Below are 13908 nucleotides of genomic sequence, written 5' to 3'. Positions count from 1 at the left end.
GCTAGCGTAGCCTCCGGTCCCAAGCGAACCTGAGGCGGCACGCAGTTGAACATTTCCCTCTACGGCGTCTCCGTCTGGGTGCTGCCGGTGATCATCGCCATCACCTTCCACGAGGCCGCGCACGGCTTCGTCGCGCACCGGCTCGGCGACGACACCGCCTGGAAGCTCGGCCGCGTCAGCTTCAACCCGCTCAAGCATATCGACCCGTTCGGCACGCTGATCCTGCCCGCGGTGCTGCTGTTCGCGCATTCGCCGTTCCTGTTCGGCTACGCCAAGCCGGTGCCGGTGAACTTCCGCAAGCTCAACCATCCCAAGCTCGACATGGTGTGGGTGGCCTTGGCCGGCCCGGCAACCAACATCATCCTGGCGATCGCCGCCGCGCTGGCATTCCACGCGCTGCCATTGGTTCCAGCCGATGCGGCAAAATGGACCGCGGACAATCTGAAAAACGCGTTCCTGATCAACATCGTGCTCGCGATCTTCAACATGATGCCGATCCCGCCGCTGGACGGCGGCCGGGTCGCGGTCGGGCTGCTGCCGCGGCCGCTGGCGATCCCGCTCGCCCGGCTGGAGCCCTACGGCATGCTGATCCTGATCGGGCTGTTGATCCTGCTGCCCGTGATCGGAAGGCAGGTCGGCCTAAATCTTGATGTTATTTCAACGATACTGCGAACTCTGACCGGCTATGTAATCAACGCCCTTCTCCTTATTACCGGAAACACATAGCCTTGATTTGCACATGACCTGACCGGAAAATCGGTACCCAATTTTCCGGATCATGCGCGGGGACAGGAACGCTTCGAGGCCATGGTGATCAAAGCTGCCGATATGCTGATTGCACGACGCGCCGACACCCGCGCGCGGGCGGACTTTGCGACCTGGAAGATGATGGCCAAGCTGAACGGCGCTTCCGCTTTGCCGCCCGATGCCCAGAATTTCCTGGCGATCTACAAGAAGCTGCTGGAACAGATGACCGACGCCGAGGCCAGCGAGGCGACGATCCAGGAGATGTATCGCACCTACTATGCGGAGATGGGCGGCGCCGGAAAGGCGCCCGAGGTTCCGGCGCGCACGCGCGAACCGGTCGCCGACACCGGCAACGTCACCGCGTTCCGCCGCTTGCCCGCCAAGAAGGCAGCCACGTCCGCCCCGAATGCCAAGCGTCCGATGCCGGTGGCGCTGATCTTCTCCTGCCTCGTCGTGGTCTACGTCGCGATCCGCTACTACTGGAAATAGCGCCGCCTGCGCTTCAACTCAGCCCGACACACATGATCGGCGCACGAACCCGCGGCATCGCGTCGCGCGGCATCGGCTACTCAATCGCCGCTGCGTGGAATATCGCGCGCACTCGATCGAAGCAGCGCCCTAGGCGACGCGCCCGATGCCGGGCATAATGCGGAACTCAAAAAACAAAATCATATTGGAGGGAAGATGAAGCGTTCCATTGCAGCCCTGGTTGTGACCACGAGCCTCGTATTCGCCGGCACAGCGTCGGCGCAGACGATGGACAAGGTCGCCAAGGTCGGCGCACTCGGCGATCAGTCCGGTCTCTATCAGGATATCGGCGGACCCGGCTCGACGGTCGCGGCACAGATGGCGATCGAGGATTCCGGGCTGCTGGCCAAGGGCTGGAAGATCGACCTGATCTCGGCCGATCACCAGAACAAGCCCGACGTCGCGGTCAACATCGGCAAGCAGTGGATCGATGTCGAGAAGGTCGACGTGTTCGTCGATCTCGCGGCCTCCAATGTCGGGCTCGCGATCGCCAACCTCGCCAAGGAAAAGAACGTCGTCAATTTGAACTCGGGCTCCGCCTCGTCCGACCTCACCGGCGCGCAGTGCTCGCCGAACACGGTGCACTGGGTCTACGACACCTACATGCTCGCCAACGGCACCGGCAAGGCGCTGGTGAAATCCGGCGGCGACACCTGGTTCTTCCTCACTGCCGACTATGCATTCGGCCAGGCACTTGAGCGCGACACCTCGAACGTCGTCACCGCGAATGGCGGCAAGGTGCTCGGCAGCGTCAAGCATCCGCTCAACAATGCGGACTTCTCGTCCTTCCTGCTGCAGGCGCAAAGCTCGAAGGCCAAGATCGTCGGTCTTGCCAATGCCGGCGGCGACACCACCAACGCGATCAAGCAGGCCGCCGAATTCGGCATCATCTCGGGCGGCCAGCGGCTCGCCGGCATGCTGCTGTTCATCACCGATATCAACGCGCTCGGCCTCAACGTCGCGCAGGGCCTGAACTTCACCGAGACGTTCTACTGGGACATGAACGACCAGACCCGCGCCTTCACCAAGCGCTTCATGGAGCGCTTCAAGAAGAACCCGCCGACCATGGTGCAGGCCGGCGTCTATTCGTCGCTGATCCACTACTTCAAGGCGCTGGAAGCGCTCGGCGGCAATCCACATGACGGCCGCGCCGTGGTCGCCAAGATGAAGGAGCTGCCGACCGACGATCCGCTGTTCGGCAAGGGCTCGATCCGCGTCGACGGCCGCAAGATCCACGCCGCCTACCTGCTCGAGGTGAAGAAGCCGTCTGAATCGAAATATCCGTGGGACTATTACAAGCTCATCGCCACCATCCCCGCCGATGAGGCTTGGCTGCCGCTCGAGAAGAGCGTCTGCCCGCTGGTGAAGAAGAGCTGAGGGCTACAATCCTGTAGGGTGGATTAGCGAAGCGTAATCCACCGTCGTTTCCAAAAAAATCGGCGGGTTGCGCTATCGCTAACCCGCCCTACGCCTTCGTTTGCTACTTCTTCGGCTTGTTGAACGTGACGGGAAGCGTGAAGGAGAACTGGTCCTCGGTCAGCCCCGCCGGCGGCGCCGGCACCGGATCGGAACGGTGGACCATCGAGACCGCTGCGTCGTCGAACGCGGCGTCCCCGGATGTTTCCATCACCGCGACGGACAAGACCTTGCCGAGACGATTGAGCACCAGGGCAAGCTTCACCTTGCCCTCCTTGGTCTTGGTGTTCTCCGGGAATTTCTTGTGCAGGTCGAGATAGGCGCTGATCTTCTTGCCCCATTTGGCCGTCAGCGCGAACTTGTCCTTGCCGATCCCGGGATTGGGCGCCTTCGTCGTCTCGGACTGACGCGCGTCCTCCAGCTTGGTTGGCGCGGCCGCCTCTGAAGCCTGCTGCGCTTCCTGCGCGTTGGTCTCGACCTTGGCGACCTTGGCCTCCTCCTCCTTCTGCTTCTTGGCGGTGTCCTCCGTCACGATGCGATCGGGGTCGTCGGCCTCGACAGGCTTTTCCTGAGGCAGGTCGGTGTCCTTCACCTCTGCCTTCTGCTGCGCCATCTCCTGCACGGCCTGCTGCTCGTCGGCCGGCGCACCGGGCGGCGCGGCTTCCTCGGGCACATCCGGAGAGGCAAGCTCGACCGCGAACTCCGCGCCGGCCGCGCCAAGCCCCTCGTCGCCGTCGTCGCCGCGCAAATTCGTCAGCGCCAGCGCCGCGCCGCCCAGATGCAGCCCGACCGCCGTCACCGCGGCGATCACCCAGAGCCGCTTCGACGTCCGCAGATCGAGATCGGGGTTGGTGGACATCGTGGTTCGCCGTCAGGGTTTGGCCGGATCGGCCGGCGCCGCCCCGGGCGCGCCCGGCACGCCCTCGAGCGTGACCAGCTTCACATGCGTGTAGCCGCCGGCACGCAACAGCTCCATGACGCCCATCAGCTCGCCATAGGGCACCGTGCGATCGGCGCGCAGGAACACATATTTGTCCCGGCTCATGTCGGGCACCGCATCCAGCGAATTGATCAGCTCGGCCCGCTTCACCGCGTTCTCGCCGATCGCCAGCGTCAGGTCCGGCTTGATGCTGAGATAGGTCGGCTTGTCCGGCTTCTTCTGCGGCGTCGCGCTGGAGGTCGGCAGATCGATCGGCAGGTCGACGGTCGAGAGCGGTGCTGCCACCATGAAGATGATCAGCAGCACCAGCATCACGTCGATGAACGGCGTGACGTTGATCTCGTGGGATTCCGCGAAATCGTCGTCGCCGTCGTTCTCGGAGATCGAGACTGCCATCGCCTACTCCGCCGCGGCGGCGCGCCCGTGCGCGCTGCGCGGAACCTCGCCGGGAATGCTGCCATGGGTGCGATCGAGATCGCGCGACAGCAGCCGTCCCGCGGCGCCCGAGGCGCGGTTGACGAGCTCGAGATAAACCTTCGTGACGCGCGAGAAGTGGTTGTAGATGATCACGGCAGGGATCGCCGCGACGAGGCCGATCGCGGTGGCGAGCAGCGCTTCCGCGATACCCGGCGCCACCACGGCGAGGTTCGTCGTCTGCGACTTCGAAATGCCGATGAAGCTGTTCATGATGCCCCACACGGTGCCGAACAGGCCGACGAACGGCGACGTTGCGCCGATGGTCGCGAGCAGGCCCATGCCGATGCGGATCTTGCGGGCTTCGGCGCGCACGATCTCGGCGAAGCTCGATGCCGCGCGCTCCTTGATACCGGCATCGCTGGAGATGCCCGCCGACAGACGCCCTTCGCGCATCGCGGCACCAATGAACGACGACAGCACGGTGCCCTTGGCGCCAAGCGCGAACTGTGCTTCCGCCAGCGACCGCGATTCCGCGATCTTGGCGAGCGCGCCGCGCAGCTTGCTTTGCGCGACAGTCAGCTCGACCATCTTGGCGATGAACACCGTCCAGGTCACCAGCGACGCGAACGCGAGGCCGAGCATCACCGCCTTCACGATGATGTCGGCGTTCAAGAACATGTTCCACGGCGACAATTCGTGCAGGCCGGTGCTGGTCGATTTCAGGGTCCTGCCATCGCCGCTCGCGGCCGACGACGCATCGAGTGCCGCCGGTGCCGGAGCCGCGACGGCCTGTGCCTGCGGCGCGGCGGGCGCCGGCTGGGCCACCGGCGCGGCCTGGGCAGCCGGTTGAGCAGCGGGCGCGGGCTGCGGCCGGGTCACGGGCGCGGGCTGCGCGGCAGGCGCCGTTTGCTGCTGCGCCGAAGACGGCGCGGCCAGCATCAGCATCGCCAGCGAGGCGATCATGGCGGATGCAGCGGGGAACTTGAATGTCATCATCAGTTACACTTCAGCCCAGTGACGGATCAGGTTGTGATAAATCCCGGTCAATTTGACCGTTTCAGGGTCATCGCGCCCCAGCCGCTCCACCAGAGCCTGGATCGCGGTATCGAGATCAAAGATCAGGCTCCGCGCGTGGGCATCCCGTACCATGCTCTGCAGCCAGAAAAAAGACGCTACCCGCACGCCCCGCGTGACCGGCGTGACCAGATGCAAGCTGGAAGCAGGATAAACCACGAGATCGCCCGCCGGCAGCTTGATTTCATGCGATCCGTAGAGGTCTTCGATGACCAGCTCGCCGCCATCATAGTCTTCCGGCTCCGATAAAAACAGTGTGACCGACAGGTCGGTGCGGATCCGCATGCCGGTCAGTCTGTCGCCCCGCACCGCATTGTCGACATGCAGGCCGAAATGGTGCCCGTCGCTTGCGGCGTAGCGGTTGAACAGAGGTGGGAAGATTTGAAGCGGGATCGCCGCCGAGATGAAGCGCGGGCTTGCCGACAGCGCCGACAGGATCCGGTTGCCGAGCTGCCGCGCGACCTCGCTGTCCGGCGGCAGCTGCTCGTTGCGCTTGACCATCGCGGACGCAGCACCGGCGGTTGAGCGGCCGTCTTCCCATTCGCTGGCGTCCATGATGCGGCGGAAGTCCGCCACATCAGCCTTGCTCAATACGTTGGGAATACAGACCAGCATCTTGTGCCGCGAGCCTCCGTCAGTAACGCGCAGACACAACCAGATACGCAGCGCGTCCCGGCGCCTCGAACACGAACGGTGCTGCGCTCTGGTACAGCGCGTCGTAGTAGCGCTTGTCGAAGATGTTGTTGACGAACAGCTTCATGGTCCAGTGCTTGTCGATCTTTGCCTCGGCAAAGGCGTCGAAGCGCCAATAGCTCGGGATCGACGTACCCTGGTTGGCCGCAAGGAAGGTGCCGCCATACACCTTGGAACGATACACTGCCTGCCCGCCGATTTCCCACATGTCGGTCAGCTGGTATTTCGAGAGCATGCTGAACGACTGGTGCGCCACATTGGCGAGCGGCAAGCCGACGTTCGAGGTGTACAGAGTCGTGTTCGCAGGCGGAATATTCGATTTGGTCACTTCCGACTGCATGAGCACGAGGCCGCCGAACACGCTCCACTTGTCGGTGATCTTACCGCCCACTCCGAGATCGATGCCGCGGATCCTATAGGCCGCGCCAGCGCTGATGCAGGAGACAGTTCCGGTCGTACCAGCCGGGTAAGGGCATGCGGCGGTTGCGGTCGCCGGGGTGACGTTCATGGATTCGCGCGCGTTTTCCTTCTCGGTCTGGAACAGCGCCGCCGTCACCAGCAAATGGCGATCGAACAGCTCCCACTTGGTTCCGACTTCAATCGCCTTGTTCTTCTCCGGCCCGAAGATCTGGCTTGGATTGCCGTTGAGGACCGGCGCGAGGCCACCATACTGAATGCTCGAACCGTCAAATTCCGCGCCGACCGGGTTGGATGACGTGGCATAGGCGGCATAGACGCTCCCGTTCGGCAACGGCTTGAGCGTCAGGCCAAGGTTGAAGTTCGGCATGCCGTAGTCTTGCTGCTGCTGACCGAAAACGTTGGCGACACCATTGACCGTACCATAGCCACTGGTCTTGATGTTGTAGTCGTCATAGCGGACGCCGCCGTTGAGGATCACGAGATCGTTGTAGTTGGCGCTATCCAGAACATAGACACTCTTGGTGTCGACGGTGAGTTTGGTCGGCAGCCCGGACAGCCCCGACGGAATCGGGAACGGAATGTTGGTGTATTGCGGATTGAACACGCTGACGCCAGAAAGCGATCCACTGCCGGTGAATCCGCCAGGCAGCGCTTCCGAATTCAGACCAAGATACTTATCGATCGAGGACCTTTCATTGTCATATTCGAACCCGGCAAGCGCTGTGTGCTTGAAGCCGACGCCGTCGTTGAACTTGTAGGTCGCTTCGGTCTGGTTGGCGAACACATCGGTGACCTGGAAGCGGCTTTGCGGGTTGGCAGTGAGCGTATAGCTCGAGAATGGCGCGCGGCGGCGAGCGTCGGCGACTCCGGCAGCGTGCCGATGTAGTTCTGGGTCGAGCGCGATTCCCGGATCTTGTTGCTGATCACGAGATCCGGCGTGACCTGCACCTCGGCGTTGATCGTGCCGATGTCCTGCCCGGTCCTGAAGAAGTCGCGATTGACGAAGCCGTAGAAATTGTTGCGGTTGACGCCGAAGTCCGGGAACGGGCCGCCCGCCGTGCTGGCGGTGCTCGGCCGATAGTACGGCACGCCGAAATCCGGGATGCCGGTGAGCTCGGTATGGATGTAGTTGCCGGTGATCTTCACCGCATCGACCGGCTTCCACGTTCCGGCGACGAACGCGCCATCGCGGTTGTCGGTGACATAGCTGCGGCCGGCGACGCCGGCATCCTGGAACAGGCCGCCGGCGCGGATCGCCAGCGTCGGACTGATCACCTGGTTGACATCGAGCGTCACGCGCTTGGTGCGATCGGTGCCGAACGAGGTGTCCATGTTGTAGAAGCTGTTCTCTGTCGTCGCCTGCTTGGTGACGATGTTGATCGCACCGCCGGTGGTGCCGCGGCCTGCAAACGTCGACCCCGGGCCACGCAGGATCTCGACCTGCTCGGTGAAGAAGTTCTCGCGGACGCTGACGCCGGCGTCGCGCACGCCGTCGATGAAGATATCGTTGCGGGCGTCGAAGCCGCGGATGAAGAAGCGGTCGCCGAACGCGTTGCCGCCCTCGCCCGTGCCGAGCGTCACGCCGGCGGTCGACAGGATTGCCGACTTCAGCGAGGTGGCGTTCTTGTCTTCGAGCACGTCCTTGGTCAGCACGGTGACCGACTTCGGCGTGTTCAGGATCGGCTCGGGATACTTCCCGGAGGCCTGCAGGCGGTCGCCCTTGTACGGCGCGGCCGGATCCGCGTAGCGATCGCGGTCGGCGGGAAGACCGCCGGCATTGGGAAACGGCACCGGCGCCTGCTGGGCCTGCTGATTGCTGCGGCGCGCGGCGCGGCGCAGCGCGTTGCGGGCGCGGACCTGGTCCGACGTGGGCTTGGAGGAGACGGGCCGCGGGCGCGCGACCGGGGCATCGACATTCACCGGCGGCAGGTTGGTCTGCTGCGCTTCGGCCCCCGAGAACGACGCCACCGCGATCAGGCTCGCGACGGCGGAGACCTTCGCAGCGGAATAACCCGTATCGTCAGCCGAACCGATCGTCGCTTCGAAGCGCAGCGATCTCGGCGCCTTCACATTGCTCATTGTCTTGCACGCCCCCAGAAAGCAAATTCGTCGCGAAGTCACGTGCGACGAACTGTCTCCTCCGGTTATCGAGCGTGACCTTTTTTATCAATGCGATCAGCGCCACAGTTTGCTTGAATCGCCCCAGTTCAAAGGGATTCTAATCTGCGGTTTGAAATCGTTCTAAACTCTAGTTTTTAAGCGTTCTAATAACCGTTCTAAATTGTTGCCGACAATCACTCCGCGCTTGGCGGCTTCATCAGCGAAAACAGCTCGTCGATGGTCAGCTGCGCGACCTGCCGCACACGGTCGCTGTTCTCGAGGCCGGCGATATTGACGCCGTTGACGACCGCTTTGATCTCGTCGCGGAAGTCGGTGAGAAAGCGCAGCGGATCACGCTGCTCGTTGGCAACGTGCGCGATCAATCCGGTGACCAGGATCTGGCATGCCATCATGCGCCCGTTCAATTCATCCATCGCGGCCCTCATCCTCTCGCATCGTCTTGTCGCTGCGCGATATGAACGACATCCCGCGGCGTTTCAACCGCGTCGGCGAACCGTAACCTGATGAAGGGATCGAGTGCAGGACTGCGCGCGATGCGACGCGCGCTATTTCGCGGCGATGTGCTCGGCGTCCTCGCCGAGCGCCTTGATGCGATCCTTGACCTCGCGAAGCGTGGCGAGGCCACTCTCGACATGCCTGTCCGATACGTCGCGCAGCACGTCGCCGGCGATCGCATCGCGCAGGCTGTCGAGGTCGTCGACCAGGCGGCGCCCGGTCCTGGTTAGGAATAGACGATTGGCGCGACGATCCCTGGGATCGGGACGGCGTTCGAGCAGGCCATGTTCGACAAGTCGGTCAAGCAGCCGCACCAGCGAGATCGGCTGCAATTCGAGCACGTCGGCAAGGTCGACCTGGGACAGTCCTTCCTGCTCACGCAGGCGGAAGAGCACGATCCATTGGGCGCGCGTGGTGCCTCGCGCCTTGGCGCGATGATCGATATAATTGCGCAGCAGCCTGGAACTCTCGACGAGCTGCGCAATGAATTGGCGTTTGAGATCGAGCGACATAGGGGTCCTCGGTGCGTTTCACAGCCGGAATGTTTCTGCTCGTTTCTGACCTAAACCTTTCCAAATGTTTAGGATTCTCAAGCCTTGGTGTGTTTACACATTAAGTGCACGCATATTATATCCGCAAGCTCTGTGAACCGTTTCGATCACCCTTTATTGTTACGTCGAACCCAAGAGTCCGCATGTCAAAGTCACGCACCATCGGCTGGGTTTTAGTGATCGCTGCGGTTGGCGCGGCCGGCTATTTCGGCTGGCAAAAATACTCCGACAACAAGCTCGCGGCCGAGGCCGCGCAGAAGCGTGCCGCTCAGCAGCGCCCCGCCGTTCCGGTCAAGATCTCGCCGGTCGAGAAGGCCGACTTCCCGGTCTACCTGACCGGTCTCGGCACGGTGCAGGCGTTCAACACCGTCCAGGTCCGCACCCGGGTCGACGGCCAGATCACCAAGGTCGCTTTCAAGGAAGGCCAGTTCGTCAAGGCGGGCGACACGCTGGTTGAGATCGATCCGCGGCCCTATCAGGCGACGCTCGACCAGGCCAAGGCCAAGAAGGCCCAGGACGAGGCCAACCTCGCCAACGCCAATCTCGATCTGCAGCGCTACACCAAGCTCGGCGAGTTCGCGACGCGCCAGCAGCTCGACACCCAGCGCTCCACCGTGGCCCAGCTCACGGCGCAGATCACGGCCGACGAAGCCGCAATCTTCAACGCGCAGACCCAGGTCGACTACGCCACCGTGAAGTCGCCGATCGACGGCATCGTCGGCCTGCGACTGGTCGACATCGGCAACATCGTCAACGCCTCGGCACAGACCGGCATCGTGACGATCACCCAGATCGAGCCGATCACCGTGATCTTCACCGCGCCGGAAGACCAGCTGCCCGATATCAAGGCGGCATTGGCCGTTGCGCCGCCCAAGACCATTGCCCTGACCACCGACGGCAAACGGGTGCTGTCGACCGGAACCCTGGCGCTGATCAACAATCAGGTCGACACCACAAGCGGGACTGTCCGGCTGAAGGCGGTGTTTGATAACAAGGACCATGCGCTGTGGCCGGGCCAGTCGGTCTCGACCCGGCTCCTGGTCCGGACATTGAAGGATGCCACCGTCGTGCCAGATGACGCGGTGCAGCATGGCACCGAAGGCCTGTACGCGTATTCGGTCAATCAGGAGAACAAGGCCGAGCTTCGCAAGCTCAAGGTCAGCCAGTCGATCGACGGCAAGTCGGTGATCGACGAAGGCCTGTCGCCGGGACAGCAGGTGATCACCGCGGGCCAGTACAAGGTCTCGCCGGGAACCCTGGTGACGACGGCGGTGGCGAGCTCGGACCAGTCCCAGTCGAAGGTTACGCAGGAATGAGCGACGGAATTTCCGCACCATTCATTCGCTTCCCCATCGGCACCTCGCTGCTGATGGCCGGCATCCTGTTTGTCGGCCTCGTCGCCTACCCCCTGCTTCCGGTGGCGCCGCTGCCGCAAGTCGACTTCCCGACCATCCAGATCACGGCAACGCTGCCGGGCGGTAGCCCGGAGACGATGGCGAGTTCGGTCGCCCAGCCGCTGGAGCGCCAGTTCGCGCAGATCCCCGGCATCGCGCAGATGACTTCGACGAGTTATCTCGGCACGGCATCGGTCACGATCCAGTTCGACCTCAACCGTTCGATCGACGCGCCGCCAATGACGTGCAGGCCGCCATCAACGCCGCCAGCGGCCAGTTGCCGAAGAACCTTCCCTCGCCGCCGACCTATCGCAAGGTCAATCCGGCGGACGCGCCGATCATGCTGCTGTCGGCCACCTCGGACACGCTGCCGCTGACGACGGTCAGCGATTCCGTCGACGCCCAGCTTGCCCAGCAGATCAGCCAGATCTCCGGCGTCGCGCAGGTCATCATCGGCGGTCAGCAGAAACCATCGGTCCGCGTTCAGATCGATCCGGCCAAGCTTGTCGCAAAGGGTCTGTCGCTGGAGGATGTCCGCGCAGCGATCAATATCGCAACCGTCGACAGCCCGAAGGGCAATATCGACGGCGCCACCCGCGCCTACACCATCTATGCCAACGACCAGCTGCTCACGGCGGAGCCCTGGAACAACGTCATCATCGCGTACAAGAATGGCGGGCCGCTCCGGATCCGCGACATCGGCCAGGCCGTGACCGGACCGGAGGACGCCAAGCAGGCCGCCTGGGCCAACGGCAAGCGCGGCGTGTTCCTCGTCGTCTTCAAGCAGCCCGGCGCCAACGTCATCGACACCGTCGACAAGATCAAGGCGGCGCTGCCGCGGCTGGTCGCGGCCATTCCGCCGGCGGTCAAGATCGAGGTCATCTCGGACCGCACCACCACGATCCGTGCCGCGGTGGAGGACGTCCAGTTCACCCTGCTCCTGACCATCTTCCTGGTCGTGATGGTGATCTTCGCCTTCCTGCGCAGCTTCTGGGCCACCGTCATCCCTGCCGTGACGGTGCCGCTGGCATTGCTGGGCGCCTGCGCGCTGATGTGGATCTTCGGCTACACGCTCGACAATCTGTCGCTGATGGCGCTGACGATCGCGGTCGGTTTCGTGGTCGACGACGCCATCGTGATGCTGGAGAACATCAGCCGCTACATCGAGGAAGGCGAGCGGCCGATGGCGGCCGCCTTCAAGGGATCCAAGGAAATCGGCTTCACCATCGTCTCGATCAGCATCTCGCTGGTCGCGGTCTTGATCCCGCTGCTGCTGATGGGCGGCATCATCGGCCGCCTGTTCCGCGAATTCGCGGTGGTGCTGGCGATGACCATCTTCGTCTCGATGTTCGTGTCGCTGACGCTGACCCCGATGATGGCCTCGCGCTTCCTGCGCGCCCACAATGAGGAGCGGCACGGCCGTCTCTACAAGCTCAGCGAGCGCGGCTTCGACGCGATGCTGCGTGGTTATGAAACCGTGCTCGACCTTGCGCTGCGCTGGAAGTTCACCACCCTGATGATCTTCTTCGCGACGCTGGCGCTGTCGATCTACATGTTCGTCATCATCCCGAAGGGCTTCTTCCCGCAGCAGGACGTCGGCCTGATCACCGCGACCTCGGAAGCCAACCAGGACATTTCCTTCGCCGAAATGAAAGGCAAGCAGGAGCAGCTCAGCAAGATCGTCATGCAGGATCCCGGCGTGGCGACGGTGGCGATGGCGATCGGCGGCAGCGGCCGGGCCGGCAACAACGGCAACATGTTCATCACGCTCAAGCCGCTGAACGAGCGCGATGCCAACGCCCAGCAGATCATCGCCCGGCTGCGGCCGAAGCTGGAGAAGGTGCTCGGTGCCCGGCTGTTCATGCAGGCCGCGCAGGACGTCCGCCTCGGCGGCCGCCCGACCCGCACCCAGTTCGAGTTCACGCTGCAGGATGCCAACCTTGCCGAGCTGAACGAATGGGCGCCGAAGATCCTCGGCAAGATGCAGACGCTGCCGCAGCTGCGCGACGTCGCCACCGACCAGCAGACCAACGGCACCACCGTCGAGCTGAAGATCAACCGCGACACCGCCTCGCGCTATGGCATCCAGCCGCAGCTGATCGACGACACGCTCTATGACGCGTTCGGCCAGCGCCAGGTGACGCAGTACTTCACCCAGCTCAACAGCTACCACGTCATTCTCGAAGTGCTGCCGGAGCTGCAGGGCTCGATCGACACGCTGAACAACATCTACATCAAGTCGCCGCTGACCGGCGAACAGGTGCCGCTGTCGACCTTTGCGAAATGGACCACCGTGCCGGTGCGGCCGCTGTCGATCAGCCACCAGGGCCAGTTCCCGGCCATCACCATCTCGTTCAACCTGGCGCAGGGCGTCGCGCTCGGCCAGGCGACGGATGCGGTGCAGAAGGCCATGATCGACCTCGGCGCGCCGCCGACCCTGAGCTCGAGCTTCCAGGGCACCGCACAGGCGTTCCAGCAGTCGCTGTCGAGCGTGCCGCTGCTGATCCTGGCGGCGCTCGTGGTCGTCTACCTGATCCTGGGTATTCTCTACGAGAGCTACATCCACCCGATCACCATTCTGTCGACGCTGCCCTCGGCAGGCGTCGGCGCGCTGGCGATCCTGATGGCCGCGGGCTTCGACTTCTCGCTGATCGCGCTGATCGGCATCATCCTCCTGATCGGCATCGTGAAGAAGAACGGCATCATGATGGTCGACTTCGCGATCGCCGCCGAGAGCGACCAGCACATGGAGCCGGTGGCGGCAATCCGTCAGGCCGCCCTGCTCCGCTTCCGCCCGATCATGATGACGACGATGGCCGCCATGCTCGGCGGCGTGCCGCTGATGCTCGGGACCGGCACCGGCTCCGAAATCCGCCAGCCGCTCGGCTACGCCATGGTCGGCGGCCTGATCGTCAGCCAGGCGCTGACGCTGTTCACGACGCCGGTGGTTTATCTCTATCTCGACCGGCTCTCCAACGCGTTTGCGAACTGGGGCCGCTCGCCGCACGCCGACCACGACGCCGACGATGGCGACGACCGATCGGTCAAGGAGGCCGCCGAGTGACTTGACTTTGGCCGCCATACCGGCACATCCGAAAGATGTTCATTTCGG

10 protein-coding genes and 2 pseudogenes are annotated in these 13908 nt (G+C 63.5%); 5 read left to right on the top strand and 7 right to left on the bottom strand.

Annotated elements, in window-relative coordinates; genetic code table 11:
- Positions 1-45: 45 nt before the first annotated feature.
- From AKN84_RS00455 to AKN84_RS00445, 3 genes are all read left to right on the top strand, one after another.
- Positions 46-726 carry a site-2 protease family protein gene (locus AKN84_RS00455; protein ID WP_050418817.1) on the top strand — a complete coding sequence of 227 codons (681 nt, stop codon included), beginning with the start codon at positions 46-48 and terminating at the stop codon, positions 724-726.
- A gap of 102 nt (positions 727-828) precedes the next feature.
- On the top strand, positions 829-1236 hold the full coding sequence (locus AKN84_RS00450; RefSeq protein WP_050419059.1) for a hypothetical protein: 408 nt from the start codon (positions 829-831) through the stop codon (positions 1234-1236).
- 195 nt (positions 1237-1431) lie between these two features.
- A complete protein-coding gene (locus AKN84_RS00445; RefSeq protein WP_050418816.1) occupies positions 1432-2652 on the top strand; it encodes an ABC transporter substrate-binding protein in 1221 nt (406 codons plus the stop codon).
- A gap of 103 nt (positions 2653-2755) precedes the next feature.
- On the opposite strand, the gene tolA is transcribed toward AKN84_RS00445, so the two are convergent.
- From tolA to AKN84_RS00410, 7 genes and pseudogenes are all read right to left on the bottom strand, one after another.
- On the bottom strand, positions 2756-3550 hold the full coding sequence (tolA, locus tag AKN84_RS00440) for a cell envelope integrity protein TolA (protein ID WP_050418815.1): 795 nt from the start codon (positions 3548-3550) through the stop codon (positions 2756-2758).
- Positions 3551-3562: 12 nt separating this feature from the next.
- Entirely contained in the window at positions 3563-4027 is a 465-nt protein-coding gene (gene exbD, locus AKN84_RS00435) for a TonB system transport protein ExbD (RefSeq protein WP_050418814.1), read from the bottom strand.
- 3 nt (positions 4028-4030) lie between these two features.
- Positions 4031-5044, bottom strand: a complete 1014-nt coding sequence (gene exbB, locus AKN84_RS00430) for a tonB-system energizer ExbB (RefSeq protein ID WP_050418813.1) — start codon at positions 5042-5044, stop codon at positions 4031-4033.
- Between the two features lie 3 nt (positions 5045-5047).
- Positions 5048-5737 carry a Fe2+-dependent dioxygenase gene (locus AKN84_RS00425; RefSeq protein ID WP_050418812.1) on the bottom strand — a complete coding sequence of 230 codons (690 nt, stop codon included), beginning with the start codon at positions 5735-5737 and terminating at the stop codon, positions 5048-5050.
- Positions 5738-5756: 19 nt separating this feature from the next.
- Positions 5757-8314, bottom strand: a pseudogene (locus tag AKN84_RS00420) (TonB-dependent receptor).
- Positions 8315-8529: 215 nt separating this feature from the next.
- Positions 8530-8769: a hypothetical protein gene (locus AKN84_RS00415; RefSeq protein ID WP_050418811.1), complete on the bottom strand. Its 240-nt coding sequence runs from the start codon at positions 8767-8769 to the stop codon at positions 8530-8532.
- Between the two features lie 132 nt (positions 8770-8901).
- A complete protein-coding gene (locus tag AKN84_RS00410; protein WP_050418810.1) occupies positions 8902-9363 on the bottom strand; it encodes a MarR family winged helix-turn-helix transcriptional regulator in 462 nt (153 codons plus the stop codon).
- Between the two features lie 182 nt (positions 9364-9545).
- On the opposite strand from AKN84_RS00410, the gene AKN84_RS00405 reads away from it, so the two are divergent.
- Together AKN84_RS00405 and AKN84_RS00400 are read left to right on the top strand one after the other, a co-directional pair.
- Positions 9546-10718, top strand: coding sequence for an efflux RND transporter periplasmic adaptor subunit (locus tag AKN84_RS00405; RefSeq protein WP_050418809.1), 1173 nt, complete (start codon positions 9546-9548; stop codon positions 10716-10718).
- Positions 10715-13860: pseudogene (locus AKN84_RS00400) on the top strand (efflux RND transporter permease subunit). Before AKN84_RS00405 ends, AKN84_RS00400 begins: the two are co-directional and overlap by 4 nt.
- Positions 13861-13908 lie beyond the last annotated feature (48 nt).

This window comes from Bradyrhizobium tropiciagri, assembly GCF_001189845.1.
GTDB classification, from domain to species: Bacteria; Pseudomonadota; Alphaproteobacteria; order Rhizobiales; family Xanthobacteraceae; genus Bradyrhizobium; species Bradyrhizobium tropiciagri.
The sequence above is the reverse complement of the archived record's forward strand: the minus strand, read 5'-3'. Positions and strand labels throughout refer to the sequence as shown.

Bases quoted from the DNA above. Each gene is read 5' to 3' on its own strand.
- AKN84_RS00450 (WP_050419059.1), top strand. From the start codon at position 829: ATGCTGATTGCACGACGCGCCGACACCCGCGCGCGGGCGGACTTTGCG.
- AKN84_RS00445 (WP_050418816.1), top strand. From the start codon at position 1,432: ATGAAGCGTTCCATTGCAGCCCTGGTTGTGACCACGAGCCTCGTATTC.
- tolA (WP_050418815.1), bottom strand. From the start codon at position 3,550: ATGTCCACCAACCCCGATCTCGATCTGCGGACGTCGAAGCGGCTCTGG.
- exbD (WP_050418814.1), bottom strand. From the start codon at position 4,027: ATGGCAGTCTCGATCTCCGAGAACGACGGCGACGACGATTTCGCGGAA.
- exbB (WP_050418813.1), bottom strand. From the start codon at position 5,044: ATGATGACATTCAAGTTCCCCGCTGCATCCGCCATGATCGCCTCGCTG.
- AKN84_RS00425 (WP_050418812.1), bottom strand. From the start codon at position 5,737: ATGCTGGTCTGTATTCCCAACGTATTGAGCAAGGCTGATGTGGCGGAC.
- AKN84_RS00415 (WP_050418811.1), bottom strand. From the start codon at position 8,769: ATGGATGAATTGAACGGGCGCATGATGGCATGCCAGATCCTGGTCACC.
- AKN84_RS00410 (WP_050418810.1), bottom strand. From the start codon at position 9,363: ATGTCGCTCGATCTCAAACGCCAATTCATTGCGCAGCTCGTCGAGAGT.
- AKN84_RS00405 (WP_050418809.1), top strand. From the start codon at position 9,546: ATGTCAAAGTCACGCACCATCGGCTGGGTTTTAGTGATCGCTGCGGTT.